We start from the raw sequence: 19,241 nt of genomic DNA on the forward strand, positions 1-19,241 counted from the left end.
GCTCACTCCTTCATTCACACGATGGATAAATATCGCAGATGCGACCGTCCGGCATTTTTATAGGTTTAAAATCGGTCGTGTTGCCGTTGCAGTAGGCATCCCGATCAGAGAAGTCCTTACCTTTACAGCGTTTCCACCCTCCTGGAACAGCTACCCAGTTATCGTCAAAAGCGGGTCTCTCCTCATTACTCAAAGTCAACACCATCCTCAGAGTTTTTCCTGGGAGTTCATCTCGTTGCGCGTATCCACCTACTCGTGTTTTTTGCAACTTCCCCTCCGCATTAACCGAACGGCACTGGAGAATTTTCCTGATCCCGTGAAGAGGGCCTACAGTCCGAAACAACCATTGACACTGGCCCGAAAAATCCTGCGCATCTGACTCCCGCATCCCGGGCATATCCAGATAATCTCTGATAGAGATATTGGCAATATCCCCACCCACATCCGTACTTCGCTTTCCCCACTTCGCATAGAAATCAAACTCCAAACTACGCAGTACCAACGGACACCCTTCTACCGTTTCGGTCAGCGGTAACTCATAACTCACCCTGCTCGCGACAGGTTTGTAGTCTGTAAAAAAGACCTTCCGCTCTGGTCTCTTGCCTCGGCGTCTCGGCAAGACACAGGTTTCACCCGTTGCAGGTCGATAATTAGCTGCGGTCTTCAGTTCGAACTGCGGCGGCAAATCCACCTCCAACGTAAAATGCTCTACCCCCTTCCCCGTACACCCCGAAAGCCCTACGCCCCCGACCACAAGCAACCCCACTTTCATCCATCTATTCACCCTTCCCTTCCTCCCTGCGCCACTGCTCCACCACCCGTTCAAAATGCGCCCCTGGCGCCTCGCCTACCCTCGGTTGCCAATGGACAATGCTGCTGCGGGTCGCCTCTTCCAACCGACGCACCACCAAAAACTCCAACTGCTCAGGCGTGTGCCATTGCCAGGTGCGTGCCTGCTCCAGTACCTGGGCCAGCCAGATCCTCGGGTCTTGAAACTCAACCAATGCAGCCAGGTCTTCGCTGTGCTCGGCCAACAGGTAGCGCAGGATATTGGCGTGCAGGATGGCTTCGGCCTGGGGATTGGGTGCACCCAGCCAAGGTGACGGGTCGGGTACCGGATAGTCGCCTGGTGCGGGGTTCTCGGCCTGGCACCAACGGCCTTCGTGCCAATAGCAAACGCTGATGAGCGGCCCGAGGTAGTCCGGCCAATGCGCTTTCGATAAATGGGCCAAGGCACGACCCAGGGTGCGGTTGTCGTGAATGCGATAAAGCACCTGCTGGCCCTTGGGCCCCAGCAGCAATCGCGCGCGCCAATGTCGAGTCACATCGTCCAAATCGGCAGCAGGCAAACTACCCATCCACCCCCAATTCGACTCGGGGTGTTGCAGCAGCTCGACCAATGCAGGTTCCTGCATCTGCTCCAGCAACACTATGACCGGGCCTGAGCTCGCTAACTGCGCCGCATCGGTCTCGCTGTAGAGTTCGCAATAGCGCGATAGGCTGCACTCTGCCAACAGGGGCTGGCGAGCGGTGTTATGGCCCTCCAGCATCAGGCACAGCGCGTACCCTCTCTGCCGCTGTTGAGCCATCCATCGATGGGGCGAGCTGTCCATCAAGCCGCCCTCCCCGCGATATCGCAGCCGCCTTCTCGGCAGTCTTCGCACAGGGGGCAAAAATCCGCGCCCAGTTGCTTGGCCAAGTCCATGATGATGCCTTGCACCGCGGAAACCGGCGCGGCAACCCGCCCAGAGCCCACCGGATGGGATGCCGACGGTATGCCGCCAAGGCTGATGTTGCGGCTGCTGAAAATACTGCCGGCTTGAATCACCAGGTGCTCTCCACCCGCCTTCAGGCTCAGTTTCGCACCCGCATCGATTATCAGGCTGGCACCGGCCTGGAGATGAACCTGCTGGCCGGCTTCGATCACCATGGTCCGGCCAACTCGGGTCAGGCTATCGCCCTGCACGTCAAGGTAGTCATGCGCCTTGAGCGTTACCTTGCGATCACCGTCGACGTGGCGATGCTCCTCGCTTTCCAGCCGGAGCGTGCTCACCCCCCGAATGATTTCATGCCTCTCCCCGGCGACTTCCAGGCGGCTGTCACGGCCCACCTGTTGTTCCAGGTCGCGTTGTGCGCGCAGGTAGATCAGTTCTTCGCCGCGCCTGTCTTCAAGGTGCAACTCGTTGGCCCCTGCTCCGTGGGGAGAACTGCGGCTACGCAGAACGCTGCGCGTCTTGTGCTGCGGCAAAGGGTAGGCGGGAAGGTGTAGCGCGTTGGGCAGGCAACCGCTGACCAGGGGTTGGTCGGGGTCGCCCTCCAGGAAGCTCACCAGCACTTCCATGCCCACCCGTGGAATGACCATGGCGCCAAACCCATCCCCCGCCCAACCGGACGCTACCCGCAGCCAACAGCTGCTGGTATCGTCAGGTTTGTCCCGACGATCCCAATGAAAGCGCACCTTCACACGGCCATAGGCATCGCAATGGATATCCTCACCCGCAGGCCCGGTCACCGTCGCGGTTTGGCTGCCACTGATCGTCGACTTGGGGTGCTTGAGCGGCGGTCGATGCACTGCGCTCCAAGATGTCGCGGTGAAGCGGTTGCGATAGCCTTGAAACCTGTCGACTCCAAATGCGGCCTCCTCCAAAACCTGCGGTTGGTAGCCCTCATGACGTACCGAAGTCAGTAGCCACAAGTCGTTGCAGACTGGATCGGGGTGATCGCACAACTCGAGAAAGTGACCACTGCATAACGCCGGTTGATCGCTCTTGCCCAATACTCGATGACGATCACGCTGATGGCGCTCCAGGCCGCGGCGCGCCAGTTGAGCACCTCGTTCACGGCTGGTGAACCCAGCGGGGGAGCCATAGTCTTCCAAAGGATCCGTGGCTCCGGCCTGGGCTTGCAGGTGTAGCGAAGGATGCTCAAAGTCGAAGTCACGGCGTACGCTGCGTTGACTGCGGGTTTGCAGGCGCCGGTCGAAACGCTGGACGACCCGGGCCTCGAGCGCCGGATCGGGCGATGAACAATAACGCTGCACCGGTAACCGTCGAAACACTGTCTGGTCATCACCAAACACCAACAGATGATTGTCCGTACTGTGGCGAAAATGGAAGTGGATGCCCTCCTCTTCGCACAGTCGCTGGATGAAGTGCAGGTCGGACTCCATGTACTGCACGCAGAATGTCCGCGGGGGATACACCACCGGCCCGAGCTCGAAGGTATAGGTATCGGCGAGAATGCCGTGGTGCTCAAGGATCGTCGCAATGATCTGCGGCACGTTGCGCTGCTGGAAAACTCGCTGGTCGCGGCGATGGGCAAGCCATGCAAGGCGGGGGGCCAGCGTCAGGTGATAACGGGTGAACCGTACACCCGGGTCATCCCGGCCGATGGCGTAGACCTGCCCATGCAGGCCTGTATCCACCTCGCCGAAGTCCAGATAGGCGGGTTGACGAAGCAAGGCCTCCAGGTCAAGGGAAGGGTTTTCACTGATCAACTGCATATGAATGAAGTACGGCTGGTCGAGGGCTTCGTGACCTTTGAAGGTCAAAACCTGGAAGTCCGTATTAATTCCAGGAAGAAACAATTTAAAACGTGAGGAAGAAAACGCGTGAACCATCCTTTGTTACCCGCCATCAACTTTTTCGATTGAATTGCCCTTCCTCGCCAACCTTGATGGCTTGGGAAAAAAAGCACCTGAACACGATAAAGCTTAGCGATTTTGGCAGCGTTTCGGATGTTAAAAAACAAAAGAGAAGTTTCGTACGTCGAGGTTGGAAGTGTCTTTTAAAAAATGCAACACGGTGCAAAACAATGCTGGCTAATATCAAGAAAGTTCTTACTTTGACTTGCACCTTTAACAGCTAATAACTCAGGAAACAGCTGACACCGGATTAAGCCGTGCGGGGTTTTCACAGGTTCAGGTTATTATTCGGGCGGCCCCAAACAGACTGACACTCAACAAGTTCCCAGCCTCCGCCTGCAAATGCACTGGAGCCGTACCACCCGGCATCACCACGGCGACCTCTCCAGCCTCCACCCAACCCGCTCGCCACGCGGCACAAGCCACGGCGCAGGCGCTGGTGCCCGAAGACGCGGTAGGCCCTTCACCTCGCTCAAATACACGGGCACTGACGCGATTGCCGGAGTCCCGAGCGGCCCCACTGCAGGTTGACCCCACCGACACAGGGTTGGCCACCACCTGCCGGGGGGGCAAAGGCAATGCTCTGTAACCGTTTGAACAGCCCTAGCTGATGCATCGTATCGTTAGCTGGCAAGGCGCACGCCTGCTCCAGTAACGTCGTTTTAACCCCGCCCGCGAAGGGAACCCTGCTCGCTCGAAAAGGCCTGATGTGCAAGGATGTCACGCCGGACATCGTTCGCTGAACGCAAAACCAAGGATTCTTCATGACTGCCATTCCCACTCCTGCCCCCGTGGTTCCCGGGCGGTTGGAACAAATGTCCACCCGTATCGCTTTTTTTATCGCCGGTTTTGGTATTGCCGCGTGGGCGCCCTTGGTGCCGTATGCCAAGGCGCGCGCGAACCTGAACGAAGGCACGCTTGGTCTATTGCTATTGTGCCTGGGGGTGGGTTCGATCATCGCAATGCCGGCGGCGGGCGCGCTGGCGTCTCGCTACGGTTGCCGGCGCGTGCTTACCGCCGGGACGCTGATGATTTGCCTGGCCCTGCCGATGTTGGCCACTGTCAGTTCGATCCCTTTACTGATCGCCGGGTTATTCCTGTTTGGCGCGGGCCTGGGCACCGTGGACTCCACCGTGAATCTGCAAGCCGTCATCGTTGAGCGCGCCAGTGGCAAGACCATGATGTCAGGGTTTCATGGCCTCTTCAGCCTGGGTGGCATTGTCGGCGCGGCGGGGGTTTCCGGTTTGCTGGGGCTGGGCCTGTCGCCCCTGCAGGCGACCCTGGTGGTGGTCATTATCATGGCCGTTGCGCTGTTCAAGGCCGCACCGCATCTGTTGCCGTATGGCAGTGAAAGCTCAGGTCCTGCATTTGCAGTGCCCCACGGAGTGGTGCTGTTTATCGGCTGCCTGTGTTTTATCGTGTTCCTGGCTGAAGGTGCCGTGCTGGATTGGAGTGCGGTATTCCTGAGTGCTGAGCGTGGCCTGGATGAGGCCTACGCCGGTCTTGGCTACGCGGCATTTGCCTTGACCATGACCGCTGGGCGCCTGACCGGTGATGCCATTGTCCGACGCCTGGGCGCCACGCTAGTGATCGTGATCGGTGGCGCGCTGGCGTGTGCCGGCTTGCTCCTGGCGACATTATTGCCGGCTTGGGAAACAGCGTTGCTCGGGTACGCATTGGTGGGTGCCGGGTGTTCGAATATCGTGCCGGTGCTGTACACCGCCGTCGGTAGACAAAAGGTCATGCCTGAACATATTGCAGTGCCGGCCATCACCACCCTGGGTTACGCCGGTATTCTCGCCGGCCCCGCCATGATCGGTTTTATCGCCCATGGCAGCAGTTTGAGTACCGCTTTCGTGCTGATTGCGGTGTTGCTGGCGGCAGTCGCTATCAGCGGCAAAATCCTCAAGGTGTAGGTCAAGGCGTCAACGTGCTTTGCGAGCTTTGTGCTGCTCCTGCCAACGTTCGAGGTTTTTGTTGCACAGGTGGTCTTCTACATGCGGCGGGCCAAACAGGCGTGGAGTATTCGCATGCTTCAGCGCAGGTAGCAGACCCGGCCGCTCAAAAATGTTCTTCATTGTGTAGACGCACAGTTCGCTGTACTTGGACCTGGGCATCCCGGTGGACGGGTCCAGCACCGGGTTGCCCTGTTGATCAACCTCATACGGATCCTGCAAAACTTCCCTGAGCTTGGCGATGTCGACGTACTGGTGCTGTTCGAAAAGAAAAGTCCGATCCTTGGTTTTATCTCTCAAGTGCTCGAACTGCCCTTGCAGCGCCTCAACTACTTCAGCGTTGCCCTGCGCATGAAAGGGATCCTGGCTGAAGACGCTTGGGGAGCTGTTGCCCTGCAACGCCTGGGCCGCCGCCCTGAGACTATCCCGCGTGATATCACCGTCACGACTGAAGATCGTATCGCTTAGTCGCGGGCGCTCGAGAATTTCCCGGACGACCTGAATCGCGCTGTCCAACTCCTCGTTTTTTCCGGTGGGCTCAGCGGCAATCCGCTGCAATGACAACCAGGTCAAGCGCCCGTCATTCAGATACGAGTGCAGCAGCCCGAAGGCTTTCTCCAGGGCACTCGCCAACTGCTTGTCCGTGGAGTTGGGGCCCGGCAGGGAAAACTGCGCCCGCTGCGGGGGGAAGTTCTGCAAGTTCCGATGACGCAGGACAGACAATGTTCCGCGCAGCAGGAAGGGCTTGCGAGGCCCAGCAGACTCAGGCACGGAGGGCGTTTCACTCCAGGCTCCAGCGTTGTCGACCGGTGGTGGCGCCATGGGGTGCGGGACTGGTCCACCAGGGGCGTGAGACCGCCTGGGAGGTAGTACACCATCGATTGACATGGGTTTTCTCCAACTCTTTGAGATGCATATCCGCTTGGTGATCGGCTCGGTGATGACCAAAATCAACGAATGAATTCCACTCGGACCAGCACCTCATGTGTGGTTGGATGAACCCGGCAGTTCCTTACGGACAACGAATACCAATGACAATATGTAAAACCGCAACCAACGATGCTCAACCCAACTTGCGTCTGCGCCACCAGCCCGCGAGGGTGTGAATCAGCCCGACATTTTTTATCGATCCGGCCCCCTCTCCGGGGGGCTGTCCGTCCGCAAGCATGCCCCTGGAAAAGTCATCCGAAACGGGCGCCTGGAATTGTCGCTGACCGGCAAAAGCCTTCATGCGCAGGGCTTGGGCCGCATGTTCCTTTGCAGGGGTGTGCAGGCCTCGCGTTGCTGCGCCCTCCTCTGATACCGCAAGTTTCGCGTCCTGGGTGCTGTGCAGGAGTTCAAGGCGCTGGGATGGGGGGGAGTTAAACGAGGTTGAAGTCATGAGTTTGCCCTCACTCGGAATCTGAAAAGCGGCGGGTGAATCACTACTGTAGGTATCAGCTATGTGGCAAATGAGTGTAATCCGTTCCTCGAACAATTCAGTCAGGCGCCGCATTCGCCGTGCAGCGCCTGTAGGTTGGTCACTTGGACAATAGGACCAATGCTCTCCAATTGATCTTTCCGTCCCCGTCTTTACTGGCAAGGTCGTCCATCAGCTTGAGCAGATTACTTCGCTGGATCACTGCCTGGGCCAACTGGATAAGATGGTCCTTTTCAGCGTCGCCTGTGAAAGGTTGGCGGGCGAGCTTTTTCAGGTCGCGGATTCTAAGGTCTGGCCCCCAGGGCCAGCCCTTCAATTCGTCAAAATGCTCGAGCATTTCAGCGGCCAACTCCTTGTCAGACTTGTACTTGAAGTAGTTTTCGCCCTTGATGACCGCGATCACATTCTGAAAGTCGATGAGATTATCCAATGCACCGGTAGAAGTGTGTCGGTCAAGCGCCGCCATCAGTTCCGGACGCCGCAGCAGCTCATTGGCCAAGCGAATGTTCTCCCGCATGGCTGGGTTAGGCGACCACCCTCTTCTCGCCATCGCAAGGATGCTGTCAACACTGATATACCCAGGATTCCTGGGGTCCCTGAAAGCATGGAAACTGTCGCGCAATTGCGCTGCCAACTCTTCATTGTTCTTCAGCGAGTATTGCGGATCTGGCCTGCCAGGCGCGACCGGATAGGGCCTTTCTCCGCCGGTAGGGTCTGGTCGTGGTGGCGGGTTGCTCGCCCCGGGATTCGGCCTCGGCGGCGGATTGCTGCAACCTGGGTTCGGCCTTGGTGGTGGACCGCCGCAGCCTGGATACGGAGGCGGCCGATGTCCGGAAAACCATTGGTTCATCCATTGCTTGAACTGGCTCAGGAAATCCTGCATTGCAGGAGCGTGATGATGGTGATGGTGATGGTGATGGTGGCGGCCTGACACATCTGCGCCGGTGGTGGCAGCCTGATGGTTGCCGAACACTGGACCGGCCTTACTTTCCCCGGATTGAAAATTTACATTGGCGGAACTCTGACCTTTGAAAGAAGGCGTAGCAGGCGCTTCACGAGTGTTCTTGACCTCGGGCTTGGCAGTGGCATTGGCCTGCGAAGGATCAGAGGTTGATGAGGTAGAGACGGGGGATGGATCCAACATCGGTACCGACATGCGTTTCTCCATTACAGTGGGCGCGATTTTCAGCTTGTCGCTCCAACGTAGTGTCGAAGCCCATCAGCTTTCCCATGTGTGGCTTTTTGTCGGAATCAGTTCCTGTGCCAGCAACAATATATGCTGTGCGAGTGTAGGAAACAGATCGAGCAGGTAATAGCCTTTGCTGCTGCCTGGGCAACGTCGCGTCGCACCCGGGCAGGCAAAAAAATCGCAACCCTTGGGTTGCGATTTTTCTATCCACTGGATATCAGAATCCGACACTTGCCTGGACGAAGAACGTACGCGGTTCACCCAGGTATATCCCGGCGTTGTTGTCGCTGGAACGCGTGTAATGCTGCTGGTCGAAGACGTTCTTTACGCCCACGCCCAGCTTGAGGTTCGACAATTGCGCGCCAAAGTCATAGCCGCTGCGCAGGTTGACGGAGACATAACCTGGGATGTCGCCATATTGGCCATCGTCGGTGCCCTGGGTAATGTAGGTGGTGCCGGTACCTGGCGCACGCTGCTTGGATTGCGCATAAACATCGAGGTTATGGGTCCAGTGGTTGACGTCGTAGCGCAGGCCCAGCGTCGCCACTTCACGGGAGTACAGGGGCAGGTCGCGGCCCTTGAACGGTACATCACCTTCGGAGGTGGCCTTGGTATAGGTAAAGCCGGCGTTAGCCGTCAGCCCGTCAAGGCGCGGGTCGAGATTGGACAGGTCGTAGTGGGCCGAGGCTTCGACACCGGCGTGCTTGGTGGCGCCGAGGTTAGTCCAGCCTACATCGTTGCTGACGTATTGCAGCTCATCCGAGAAGTCGATGTAGAACAGTGTCACTTCGCCGCCCCAGACGCTGTCGTTGTAGCGCGTTCCGATCTCGTAGGTCTTGGCTTTTTCCGGGTTAAGGCCATTGGCGGTCTGGTTGCCGGTGCCGCCCTGGCCCAGCTGGAAATACTGCAGGCTGCCGAAGGAGGTTTCGTAATTGGCAAACAGTTTCCAGGCGTCGGAGACGTGATACATCACGCTCAGGGCCGGCAAGGGTTCGTTGTTGTGGATCTCGCGGCGTTTTTCCTCGGTACGCTTGCCGTTCAGGGCCACGACGGGGCGGTCATGCCATTCGGTGCGGATATCTTCAAAGCGGATGCCCGGGGTGATGGTCCACTTGCCAATATCGATTTTGTTGTCGATGTAGAAGGCATTGGCTTCGGTGCCACCGGTGCGGTCCTGATAGACATGGCCATCGCTCTGCCCGCCCGGCGTCGGCACGTTATTGATCAGGTTCAGGCTGGTGGCTTGCTCGTGCATGCCTTCCTTGAGGTAACGGTAGCCAACGCTGACTTCCTGGGTGCTCGGGCCCAGGTCAAACACATGGGACACCCGCGGCTCGATACCAAAGGTGTAGTAGGTGCGCGGGTAGGAACTGAGGGTTTTCAAATCACGGTTGGCGATGTTGCTGCCACGGAAGCTGTCGGAGTAGTAGGTCAGCACTTCGGCCTGGGTGCGATCGTCGATCTGGCGGATGTACTTGAAGGACACATCCTTGCGGCGACCGCTGAAGTTGTCCCAGTCGCGCACCGACTGATACGGGTTGGCGTCGAACTGTTGCTGGGTCAGGCCGCCAGGCATGTCGGCGCTGGCGTCGTAGTAGTGGAAGTTCAGCGAGAAGTCGTCTTGATCGGTCGGCGCCCAGTGGGTCTTGAAGATCACGTCGTCGATATCGTTGGAATTATTGCTGTTGCGATAGCCGTTGCCGTTGACTCCGGAATACAGCAATGCAGCGCCGATGCCGTTGTCTGCCGTGCCGCCAATAAAGGCGTTCTCCACATGCTTCCAACCACCATGGGCGGAGGTCTGCAGGGTAGTGCCGACCTCACCGGAGAATTTCTCCGGAATTGCGCGGGTCACGAAGTTGATCACGCCCCCCACGTTCTGTGGCCCATAACGTACAGAGCCGGCCCCGCGGACAACGTCGATGCTTTCCAGGTTACCGGCAGAAATCGGCGCCATCGACAGTTGCGGCTGGCCGTACGGGGCGAAGGCCGCCGGTACTCCGTCGATCAGCACGGTGGAGCGCGGCGACAGGCGTGAGGTCAAGCCGCGTACACCGACATTGAGGGAAATATCGCTGCCGCCGGTGCCGTTGGCTTCCTGCACCTGCACGCCAGGCACGCGGCGCAGTACGTCACCGACGTTCATCGCGCCCTGCTCCACCATGGCTTCGCGGCGCACCACGGTACGTGCGCCCGGATGGTTTTGCACCACGGCGGCATCGGCATCGCCGAGCCAATCGCCCACCACCTTGATATCGGTGACTCCCAGCTCCAGCGGTGAACCCGCTTCACCGGTGCCGTTGCTCACCGGGCGCAGGGTCACGGAACCGGCGTCGATCTGGTAATCCAGCCCACTGCCTTGCAGCAGTTGGCGCAGGGCCTGTTCGGGCGAGAGGTCGCCATTCACCGCCGGGGCTTGCTTGCCGGCCACCATGTCGGGGCTGAAGAACACTTGCAGCGAAGTCTGCTGGCCCAGTTGGCTAAGCGCGGCACCCAGTGACTGGGCGCGGATATGTATGCCATCGGCCGCATACGCGGCAGGCAGCGCGGTGCTGACCGCAATGGCCAGTGCCAGGGGCGCCCAGCGAGAGATTTTATTATTGTGGATGGCGAGTTTTTTCACGTCGAACCTAGTCCTGTGATCGCAAGAGTGTGCGGCTGTTAATGCAAACCAGTTGCAGTTGCAGGAGAAGACGAAGAACTCGAAAAAAACCTGAATGTCAGCGTGAAATAATTTCCTGACTACCGTCCGGCAAGGTGCGCAAGGCCACGGGCAGGATGTGCGGCAAGGCTTTGAGCAAGGCGTCGGTGTCACTGGATTTGAATACGCTGGTCAGGCGCAGGTTACCCACCGCTGCCGTGCTGACACGCAACGGCTGCTCACGGTAGCGCGACACTTCCCGGGCCACTTCGCCCAAGGTGGCGTTGTTGAACACCAGTTTGCCGGTACGCCACGCGGTCAGTTCTTCAGGGTTCACCGCATAGGTTGCTGCCACTTGGCCTTGGGTATCAACGTGGGTACCACGGCCAGCGGTGAGCGTCACCGCCTGATCCGATATGCGCCCCTGCACCTTGACCGTACCGGCTTCGACCGCCACGCGGGTCTGGTCTTCGTCGCGGCGCACATTAAAACGCGTGCCGGTAACCGTTACCTGACCTGACCCGGCAACCACGACGAACGGACGCCTGGCGTCATGCTCGACACTGAACATCGCCTCGCCCTGCTTGAGTTCCACGCTCCGCTGGCCCTTTTCATAGCGAACCGCAGCCACGCTGCGGCTGTTGAGGTCCATCACCGAGCCATCGGGCAAGGCTACCTGGCGATGCTCGCCCAATCGGGTGCTGAACTCTGCACTGTAAGGCTTTGACTGGCCCACCCCGCTGACTAAACCCAGGCCCACTGCAATGGCGACCACACTGGCGGCAACGGCATAGCGCAACACCGCACGGTGCTTGGGAGGCTCGCCCGGCGTATCGCACAAGGCCTGCAAGCGGGCCTGGGGCAGCAGATCGGCGGCGCCCCACAGCCCTTGCAGCACATCGATTTCGTACTGGTGCTCAGGCGCCTGCGACTGCCAGGCATCGAAACGTTGCCGCTCCTCGGCGTTCAATGGGCCGTCTTGCAGGCGTACAAACCATTGCGCGGCCTCATCACGGACACGGTTATCCATCGAGCAGGATCCTGTTTCAAAGCGGGTCATGGCGCCATCGCATCCAGACGATCACGCAGATGCCGCAGGGTGCGGATCATATACTTTTCCACCATGTTTTTAGACAGCCCCAGGCGCTCGGCGATTTCCTGCTGGGTCAGGCCCTCGATCTTCTGCCAGATGAAAATCCTGCGACAGTTGAGCGGCAGCTCCGTCAAGGCCCGCTCGATGGAGTCGGCCAACTGGATCGCATGCATGTAATGCTCCGGGTCGCCGCTGTGGGGCGCGCTTTGATCCATGGCCGGCAGCGTCAGCGCCTGGCGGCGGTCTTCGCGGCGATAGGCGTCCAGCGCAATATTGCGTGCGGTTTGATGCAGGTAGGCGCGCGGTTGTACTACCTCGCTGGCGCGGGACTCAAGCACACGCACAAAGGTGTCATGGGCCAGGTCTTCGGCCTGCTGGCGGTTTCTCAGGCGGCGCGTCCAGGTTCCGATCAACTCTTCGTAGTGCTCGAAAAAGCCTGTTCTGCGGGGCGGCTGAGGGGTCATCGCGGATGCACTGGGTAGGCGGGGCGTGAATAGTAATGCTTCCTATTAAGCAGGGCAATTGCTGCTGAGCGCCTGCGCCACTTCTGTTCCCGAGAGCATTTATTTTTTTGAAATAACCGCACTCATATATTGATGCAGGTCGCGTAGATCCTTAATGCTCCAGGCATGCGGCGCTATCTTTACACCGTTCTCCCGCAACGTCCTTGGGATCAGGTCGCCATTGGGACGAAGGATGATCGACGATACGATAACACCCGGATAATCCTTGAGCCGCTGCTTGAAAGCTGTGGTTGTGAGGTCAGGCGTTGGCGGATTGCTTTTTTTGGCCAATGGCCCAGTCGCTCTGATATCGGGCCCATGACACACCGCGCACCTTTGGAGGTAAAGCGTCTTGCCATTAGCGTTTTCTGCCAAGGCCCCCGACGTTTGAGCCAGTGACAATACCGCTGATAGACCCATGAGTATTTTGTTCATGGGTGCGGTGCCTGTCGGCATATACATTCCATCGCGCCCTCTCCATTCCCTTTATTCTAAGCACCATACGATAACATTCACCTTCCGGCCGAACGCTACACCTATGCAAACGCCTTTTATCGACACCCGCTGCCACCACGCCTTACGCCTTGCCTGCAACATCAACACTTACCCGCACAAGTTCTGTTTGAGCCAATCCAATCGAAAACTCGTCAGTTCCCTGATGGATGAATGCCCGGGCGTGCAGACATTGGTCGAACAGCTGTGCCAGATGCAGGCGCTGCTGGCACCCAAGCTGCCACTCACCGGCACGAGCGCACTGTGGAAATCCCGCGAGGCGCATCTGCAGCAAACCCAGATACACACCACCGTCGACACGGAACCTTTACCCGACGGCACCCTGACCGATATTGCGCGGCTGCTCGATCTGCAGCTGTTTGAAACCGTACTCTCGACCATGCCATGCGAAGCCAAGGGTGCCCCATCCTCGCATGACGCTGTTAGCCTGGCGTGCCAATGCGTTTGGCTTTCTGAGCTACTGGCGCTGGTCATACTGGGTATCGCCAGGGCAACCCTTGATGAGACCGGCCGTTGCAGCATCACGCCGTCCTCGGACGCCATGCGCATGCACCTTCGACGAGTGTGGTTTGGTTCAGCCCTGGAGCAGGCATCCCTTGCGTCTGCCTCCCTGGCCATCCAGAGCCTTGCCATCGTGGCCGCCGACCCGGCTCGACGAAACCAGCTGCAGAACGCCAGGGTATCGGCACTCACTGTATTTCCCCAGCATTGGCGACTACCGCCAGACTACGGTCCCGTGGCCGGATTATTATTCGATCAACTCGAACCCTTGCTGCTGATGATCATTCACGCGGTCCATGGGGCACAGCACCCTGGAACCCCACCCTTCGATCATCGCCACGCCGCGCAGAAAGGCATCACGCCGGTCTACGAACTTGTCTGTCAGATTCAAGCGCAACTCCCCGTGGTTGACCGGCTGTTCGATTTCTCTGGAGGCGGACTGATCCTGGGAACGCGCAACCTGGCGAGTGGCGCCATCGAGACAGCCGAAAAACTTGCAGAAATAAAGTTCGGCGACAATTGGCACGGCAAGGCCACCTCTGATGCACAGAAGGCCTACCTGTTGAACCGGCTCAAACGCTGCGCCCATATTGAAGTGCTCGATTTCGAACTGCTGCAACACCATACAAAAGACAGTGCCGTTGAAGTGGATGTCGATTTTTTCATCCGGGATAACCTGCACGGCCAGATTTATGGCGTTCAGCTCAAACACCTCAAGAAGCGCTCCCATAGCGGTCTACTGGGATGGCTCAGCCTGCTCCGGGAGCCGGCCAGTGGGTTGGGCAACCTGGTCCGACAGTTGGAAAACCTGGTGCTGGTTGCCCGCGACGATGAGAAGGCTCGGGCGGTGCTGATCGGCAACGGGCTCACACCGGCCGAATGCGAGCGCATCATACCGGTAGGCTTGCACAATGTCGGCAGCATGGACATGTGGTCACTTCAAAACGGCATTCTGCTCTATGACATGCACACGTTTGTGAACCTGGTGGCCGGTAGGGCTGCGGTCGAAATCGGCATGGTCGACGGGCAAATCATTCATCGGCCGGCGGCCGCCCGCGAAGGACCTCCTCCCAGCCCTCATGCTCCGGACTCGGCCATTGATGCCTACCTGGCCGATCCCCTGTTCCAGCACCTGTCCCGGTTTGACAGCGCTGCCAGGGTCAGCCGACGGGTGTGTATCGGCGCGCATACCGTTGTTGCCCATGGACTGGGCATATGAGCCAAACGGTGAACTTCCACTGCTCGTCGTCAGTCAGCTGAAAGGACTCTCATAATCACAGTGGGTGGGCGATGCAGATTTCCTTGCAGCAACAAGTGGCCCTGGTCACCGGCGCCAGCTCCGGCATTGGCGCCGGTGCCGCCAAAGCCCTGGCCGCAGCGGGTGCGGCGGTGGTGCTCAACTACAATTCCCAGGCGGCACCGGCCGAGGCCCTCGCCGCGCAGATCAATGCCGCCGGTGGCCAGGCGCTTGCCATCGGTGGCGATGTGTCCAAGGAAGCAGACGTCGAACGCCTGTTCGCCCAGACGCTCGACGCCTTCGGCCACCTGGATATCCTGGTGGCCAACTCCGGCTTGCAAAAAGACGCCAATCTGGTCGATATGACCCTTGAGGACTGGAACACCGTGATCAGCGTCAACCTCACCGGGCAATTCCTTTGTGCCCGTGCGGCCGTGCGTATTTTCAATCGTCAGGGTATTCGCGAAGGCGTGTCCCGCGCCGCCGGTAAAATCATCCATATGAGCTCGGTGCATCAACTCATCCCCTGGGCCGGGCATGTGAATTATGCGGCGTCCAAGGGCGGTGTGGAGATGCTGATGCGCACCCTCGCCCAGGAAGTCAGCGAGCAACGTATCCGCATCAATGGTATTGCGCCCGGCGCTATTCGTACGGCAATCAACCGTGCGGCCACAGAAGGTGCGGCAGAAAAAGAATTGCTCAAATTGATTCCTTACGGCCGCGTGGGTGATGTGGAGGACGTGGCCAATGCGGTGGTTTGGCTGGCCAGCGATGCGTCTGATTATGTCGTCGGCAGCACCCTGTTCATTGATGGCGGCATGAGCCTTTATCCGGAGTTCCGTGGCAATGGTTGATTTGAAGACAGAACCCCAAAGCGCCATCGATGCCCACGGCATCATCGGCGATATGCGCAGCGCGGCGCTGGTGAACGACCGGGGCAGTATCGACTTTTTCTGTTGGCCCGAATTCGACAGCCCATCGATCTTCTGCGCGCTGCTCGACACGCCCGATGCCGGCACGTTCCAGCTCACCCCGGACTTGCCCAACGCCCGCCGCGAACAGATCTACCTGCCCGACACCAACGTGCTGCAAACCCGCTGGCTCAGCGACGCGGCGGTGGTAGAAGTCACCGACCTGCTGGCGGTCAGCGAAGAGGTCGACGAGCTGCCTTTGCTGATTCGCCGGGTACGGGTGGTCAGCGGCCAAGCCACCCTGCACCTGCGCTGCGCCGTGCGCCACGACTACGCGCGTGCCAAGACTCACGCCACAGCCAGCAATAGCGGTGTGCTGTTCAGCGCCGACGGCCAGCCCGGCCTGCGCCTGGTAGGCAGCCACCCGCTGACCCTCGAAGACCATGCAGCCGTCACCAGTTTCACCCTGGCCCAGGACGAAGGCGCCGAATTCGTGCTCGGCGGCCAGGACGATCCTCGGGTGGTCAATGACTGCACCGACCTATACCTGGAGCGCACCCTTAAGTTCTGGCGCGGCTGGATCTCCCAGTCCAATTACCGTGGGCGCTGGCGCGAAATGGTCAACCGCTCGGCCTTGGCGTTGAAGCTTTTGACGTCGCGCAAGCACGGCGCAATCATCGCCGCCGCTACCTTCGGCCTGCCGGAAACCCCCGGCGGCGAACGCAATTGGGATTACCGCTACACCTGGGTGCGCGACGCCTCGTTCACCGTCTACGCGTTCATGCGCCTGGGTTTTGTCGAAGAGGCCAATGCCTATATGCGTTGGCTCAAAGGCCGGGTCAGCGACTGCTGCGGGCAGCCGACCAAGATCAACATCCTCTACGGCATCGACGGTCGCCAGGAACTGCCGGAAACCACACTTGACCATCTGAGCGGCCACGGCGGCGCCCAACCGGTGCGCGTGGGCAATGAAGCGTTTGACCAGATCCAGCTGGATATCTATGGCGAACTGATGGACGCGGTGTACCTGGTCAACAAGTACGGCGAAGCCATCTCCCACGAAGGCTGGAAACACACGGTGGAAGTGGTCGACCAAGTGTGTGAGATCTGGAACCGCAAGGACGTAGGCATCTGGGAAATGCGCGGCGAGCAGCACCACTTCCTGCATTCGCGCCTGATGTGTTGGGTGGCCGTGGATCGCGCCATACGCCTGGCGTCCAAACGTTCACTGCCGGCACCGTTCGCCCGCTGGGATCAGACGCGTCAGGCGATCTACGCCGACATCTGGAGCAACTTCTGGAACGAGGAGCGCGGGCATTTTGTGCAGCATATCGGCAGCACTGCGCTGGACGGTTCGATGCTGTTGATGCCGCTGGTGCGCTTTGTAGCGGCGACCGACCCGCGCTGGCTGTCGACACTGGAAGCGATCCAGAAAAGCCTGGTGCGCGACGGCATGGTCTACCGTTATCGCAACGACGACAGCCAGATCGATGGGCTGCAAGGCACCGAGGGCGCGTTTGCCGCCTGCTCGTTCTGGTATGTCGAATGCCTGGCCCGCGCCGGCCAAGTGGAAAAAGCCCATCTGGAATTTGAACAGTTGCTGCGTTACGCCAACCCCCTGGGGTTATACGCCGAAGAATTCGACAGCCAGGCCCGGCACCTGGGCAATACGCCCCAGGCCTTAAGCCATTTGGCGTTGATCAGTGCGGCGACGTTCCTGGACCGCAAGCTCAGCGGGGAGAAGACCGTATGGCAACCCTGAATGCCCCCGCCCCATTGCTCTATGTGCGCACCTCCGTGTTGGATGTAGCTTACGAGACCCATGGCCCCGTCGCAGGTGAGCCGGTGATCCTGCTGCATGGCTTCCCCTACGACCCACGCGGCTACGATGAGATCGCGCCAACGCTGGCCGAGCGTGGTTATCGGGTGTTGGTGCCGTATCTGCGCGGTTATGGCCCGACGCGATTTATCAATGATCAAGTGATGCGCTCCGGCCAACAGGCGGCGCTGGCCAAGGACCTGCTGGATTTTATGGATGCCCTGGCAATACCCCAGGCTACTCTCGCAGGGTTTGACTGGGGTGGGCGCGCCGCGTGTATTGTCGCGGCGCTGTGGCCGCAACGGGTGCGCGGGCTGGTGACCGGCGATGGCTACAACATCCAGGACATCGCCAAGTCAATCGCGCCTCGGGCTGCGGAAACTGAGCATCGTTTGTGGTACCAGTATTACTTTCATACCCAGCGCGGGGTCGACGGTCTAACCGCTAACCGCCGTGAGCTTTGCGAGTTGTTATGGCGGCTCTGGTCACCGACCTGGCTTGAAGGGCCAAGCCTGTACGGCAATACCGCGCCATCGTTTGATAACCCGGATTTTGTCGCGGTGGTGATTCACTCCTATCGCCATCGATTCATGTATGCACCGGGTGACCCCGCGCTGGAATTCATCGAGCAGGCATTGGTGCCGCAACCGGCGATCTCGGTGCCGAGCATTTCATTGTGCGGTGCCGACGATGGCGTGGGCCCGCCCTCTCAAGAAGATGAGGATGTGGAGCGCTTCAGCGGTTTTTATCGAAGGCACGTGTTGCCTGGCGTGGGCCATAATGTTTTCCAGGAAGCGCCCAAGGTCACGCTGGATGCCTTGCTGGAATTACTGCAGCGCTGAAAAACGCTCCCGATAAGCCTGGGGCGTCACCGACAGGGCGCGCAGGAAGCTGCGGCGCAATGTCTCTTCACAGCCAAAGCCGCATTGCAGGGCAATGCGTTTGATTGAGGTGGTGCTGTCTGCCAACTGTCGGCGTGCGCTTTCGATACGGATCAGTTCAACAGCGCGCGCCGGGGTTTGGCCGGTTTCGGCTCGGTAGTGACGCACAAAACTACGCTCACTCATGCCGGCCTGCCCCGCCAGGGTGGCGATGTTCAGATCCAGTGTCAGGTGCTCGGCGATCCAGGCGTGCAATTCGGCAAAGCGGCTGTCGCTCTTTTGCAGGGCCAGCGTCACGCTGAATTGCGCCTGCCCGCCGGGGCGCTTGAGGAACACCACCAGGTGACGCGCTACTTCCAGGGCAAAGGCGCGCCCCAGGTCCTCTTCCAACAGGGCCAGGCACAGGTCGATCCCGGCGGTCACACCAGCCGACGTCCACACTGCGCCTTGCTGGATGAAAATCGGATTGGCCTCCACCGTCAGCGCGGGAAACTTGCGCGCCAGTTCTTCACAGCGCGTCCAGTGCGTGGCCACCCGACAGCCGTCGAGCAAGCCACTGGCGGCCAACAGAAAAGCTCCGGTGCACACCGAAGCCATGCGGCGCGTGTGCCGGGCTTTTTCCCGTACCCATTGCACCAGCGCCGGGTCTTCGGCTACGCCGTACACGCCCCAGCCACCGGCGATCACCAGGGTGTCGCAAGCCGTGTCGTTGGCGGGCAGCGGTTCGGCCAGCAGCGCCAGGCCGGCAGAGGTCATCACCGGATCAGCCTGGGCGGCGATCACACTCACCGCGTAGGGCAACGGCAAGCCACGCTGGCGTGCCAGGTCATTGGCGGACGCGAACACCTGCAGGGGTCCGGTCACATCCAGCACCTGGACATTCTCGAAAGCGAGTACATGAATGATTCTGGGCATGATTGGCGTGATTAGTGGGC

At 59.5% G+C, this 19,241-nt stretch carries 15 protein-coding genes and 1 pseudogene; 5 read left to right on the plus strand and 11 right to left on the minus strand.

The genetic code is table 11. From position 1 onward, the window contains the following. Positions 1–10 precede the first annotated feature (10 nt). The 4 genes and pseudogenes from BLU48_RS14545 to BLU48_RS14560 form a co-directional block, all read right to left on the minus strand. Entirely contained in the window at positions 11–772 is a 762-nt protein-coding gene (locus BLU48_RS14545; RefSeq protein WP_057024221.1) for a hypothetical protein, read from the minus strand. 4 nt (positions 773–776) lie between these two features. Continuing rightward, positions 777–1,613, minus strand: coding sequence for a DUF4123 domain-containing protein (locus BLU48_RS14550; protein WP_057024222.1), 837 nt, complete (start codon positions 1,611–1,613; stop codon positions 777–779). Then, complete coding sequence (gene tssI, locus BLU48_RS14555) at positions 1,613–3,619, minus strand: type VI secretion system tip protein TssI/VgrG (RefSeq protein ID WP_057024223.1); 2,007 nt, start codon at positions 3,617–3,619, stop codon at positions 1,613–1,615. Before tssI ends, BLU48_RS14550 begins: the two co-directional genes overlap by 1 nt. Positions 3,620–3,919: 300 nt before the next feature. Then, positions 3,920–4,301: pseudogene (locus BLU48_RS14560) on the minus strand (diaminopimelate epimerase); the annotation flags it as partial. 106 nt (positions 4,302–4,407) lie between these two features. On the opposite strand from BLU48_RS14560, the gene BLU48_RS14565 reads away from it, so the two are divergent. Beyond that, on the plus strand, positions 4,408–5,559 hold the full coding sequence (locus BLU48_RS14565; protein WP_057024224.1) for an MFS transporter: 1,152 nt from the start codon (positions 4,408–4,410) through the stop codon (positions 5,557–5,559). A gap of 9 nt (positions 5,560–5,568) precedes the next feature. Here BLU48_RS14565 and BLU48_RS14570 read toward each other — a convergent pair whose 3' ends face one another. The 6 genes from BLU48_RS14570 to BLU48_RS14600 all read right to left on the minus strand — a co-directional run bounded on the left by BLU48_RS14570 (position 5,569) and on the right by BLU48_RS14600 (position 12,879). Beyond that, the gene (locus tag BLU48_RS14570) at positions 5,569–6,420 is read right to left on the minus strand and encodes a type III secretion protein (RefSeq protein WP_231989047.1); all 852 of its coding nucleotides are present in this window, start codon (positions 6,418–6,420) and stop codon (positions 5,569–5,571) included. 698 nt (positions 6,421–7,118) lie between these two features. Beyond that, positions 7,119–8,174 carry a type III secretion effector protein gene (locus tag BLU48_RS32025; protein ID WP_169718278.1) on the minus strand — a complete coding sequence of 352 codons (1,056 nt, stop codon included), beginning with the start codon at positions 8,172–8,174 and terminating at the stop codon, positions 7,119–7,121. Between the two features lie 250 nt (positions 8,175–8,424). After that, positions 8,425–10,830, minus strand: a complete 2,406-nt coding sequence (locus tag BLU48_RS14585) for a TonB-dependent siderophore receptor (RefSeq protein ID WP_057024226.1) — start codon at positions 10,828–10,830, stop codon at positions 8,425–8,427. Between the two features lie 97 nt (positions 10,831–10,927). Then, entirely contained in the window at positions 10,928–11,878 is a 951-nt protein-coding gene (locus BLU48_RS14590) for a FecR family protein (protein WP_057024227.1), read from the minus strand. Positions 11,879–11,904: 26 nt separating this feature from the next. Next, on the minus strand, positions 11,905–12,405 hold the full coding sequence (locus BLU48_RS14595) for a sigma-70 family RNA polymerase sigma factor (RefSeq protein ID WP_057024228.1): 501 nt from the start codon (positions 12,403–12,405) through the stop codon (positions 11,905–11,907). Positions 12,406–12,504: 99 nt separating this feature from the next. Further along, on the minus strand, positions 12,505–12,879 hold the full coding sequence (locus tag BLU48_RS14600; protein WP_057024263.1) for a c-type cytochrome: 375 nt from the start codon (positions 12,877–12,879) through the stop codon (positions 12,505–12,507). Here BLU48_RS14600 and BLU48_RS14605 point away from each other — a divergent pair. The 4 genes from BLU48_RS14605 (at position 12,863) to BLU48_RS14620 (ending at position 18,267) form a co-directional block, all read left to right on the plus strand. Beyond that, complete coding sequence (locus tag BLU48_RS14605; protein WP_124356096.1) at positions 12,863–14,677, plus strand: hypothetical protein; 1,815 nt, start codon at positions 12,863–12,865, stop codon at positions 14,675–14,677. The two genes, BLU48_RS14600 and BLU48_RS14605, sit on opposite strands and share 17 nt — an antisense overlap. Positions 14,678–14,748: 71 nt before the next feature. After that, a complete protein-coding gene (locus BLU48_RS14610) occupies positions 14,749–15,549 on the plus strand; it encodes a glucose 1-dehydrogenase (RefSeq protein ID WP_057024230.1) in 801 nt (266 codons plus the stop codon). Beyond that, positions 15,542–17,368, plus strand: a complete 1,827-nt coding sequence (locus BLU48_RS14615; protein ID WP_057024231.1) for a glycoside hydrolase family 15 protein — start codon at positions 15,542–15,544, stop codon at positions 17,366–17,368. The genes BLU48_RS14610 and BLU48_RS14615 overlap by 8 nt, the downstream gene beginning before the upstream one ends. Further along, on the plus strand, positions 17,356–18,267 hold the full coding sequence (locus BLU48_RS14620) for an alpha/beta fold hydrolase (protein ID WP_057024232.1): 912 nt from the start codon (positions 17,356–17,358) through the stop codon (positions 18,265–18,267). Before BLU48_RS14615 ends, BLU48_RS14620 begins: the two co-directional genes overlap by 13 nt. Here the strand turns inward: BLU48_RS14620 and BLU48_RS14625 are convergent. Further along, a complete protein-coding gene (locus BLU48_RS14625; protein WP_057024233.1) occupies positions 18,253–19,221 on the minus strand; it encodes a GlxA family transcriptional regulator in 969 nt (322 codons plus the stop codon). The two genes, BLU48_RS14620 and BLU48_RS14625, sit on opposite strands and share 15 nt — an antisense overlap. Positions 19,222–19,241: the final 20 nt, after the last annotated feature.

The organism is Pseudomonas synxantha, assembly GCF_900105675.1.
Lineage (GTDB): Bacteria > Pseudomonadota > Gammaproteobacteria > Pseudomonadales > Pseudomonadaceae > Aquipseudomonas > Aquipseudomonas synxantha.

Excerpts from the sequence above, each read along its gene's own strand:
- BLU48_RS14595 (WP_057024228.1), bottom strand. The coding sequence starts at position 12,405 with ATGACCCCTCAGCCGCCCCGCAGAACAGGCTTTTTCGAGCACTACGAA.
- BLU48_RS14625 (WP_057024233.1), bottom strand. The coding sequence starts at position 19,221 with ATGCCCAGAATCATTCATGTACTCGCTTTCGAGAATGTCCAGGTGCTG.
- BLU48_RS14600 (WP_057024263.1), bottom strand. The coding sequence starts at position 12,879 with ATGAACAAAATACTCATGGGTCTATCAGCGGTATTGTCACTGGCTCAA.
- BLU48_RS14615 (WP_057024231.1), top strand. The coding sequence starts at position 15,542 with ATGGTTGATTTGAAGACAGAACCCCAAAGCGCCATCGATGCCCACGGC.
- BLU48_RS14570 (WP_231989047.1), bottom strand. The coding sequence starts at position 6,420 with ATGGCGCCACCACCGGTCGACAACGCTGGAGCCTGGAGTGAAACGCCC.
- tssI (WP_057024223.1), bottom strand. The coding sequence starts at position 3,619 with ATGGTTCACGCGTTTTCTTCCTCACGTTTTAAATTGTTTCTTCCTGGA.
- BLU48_RS14620 (WP_057024232.1), top strand. The coding sequence starts at position 17,356 with ATGGCAACCCTGAATGCCCCCGCCCCATTGCTCTATGTGCGCACCTCC.
- BLU48_RS14545 (WP_057024221.1), bottom strand. The coding sequence starts at position 772 with ATGAAAGTGGGGTTGCTTGTGGTCGGGGGCGTAGGGCTTTCGGGGTGT.
- BLU48_RS14590 (WP_057024227.1), bottom strand. The coding sequence starts at position 11,878 with ATGGATAACCGTGTCCGTGATGAGGCCGCGCAATGGTTTGTACGCCTG.
- BLU48_RS14605 (WP_124356096.1), top strand. The coding sequence starts at position 12,863 with ATGAGTATTTTGTTCATGGGTGCGGTGCCTGTCGGCATATACATTCCA.
- BLU48_RS32025 (WP_169718278.1), bottom strand. The coding sequence starts at position 8,174 with ATGTCGGTACCGATGTTGGATCCATCCCCCGTCTCTACCTCATCAACC.
- BLU48_RS14550 (WP_057024222.1), bottom strand. The coding sequence starts at position 1,613 with ATGGACAGCTCGCCCCATCGATGGATGGCTCAACAGCGGCAGAGAGGG.
- BLU48_RS14565 (WP_057024224.1), top strand. The coding sequence starts at position 4,408 with ATGACTGCCATTCCCACTCCTGCCCCCGTGGTTCCCGGGCGGTTGGAA.
- BLU48_RS14610 (WP_057024230.1), top strand. The coding sequence starts at position 14,749 with ATGCAGATTTCCTTGCAGCAACAAGTGGCCCTGGTCACCGGCGCCAGC.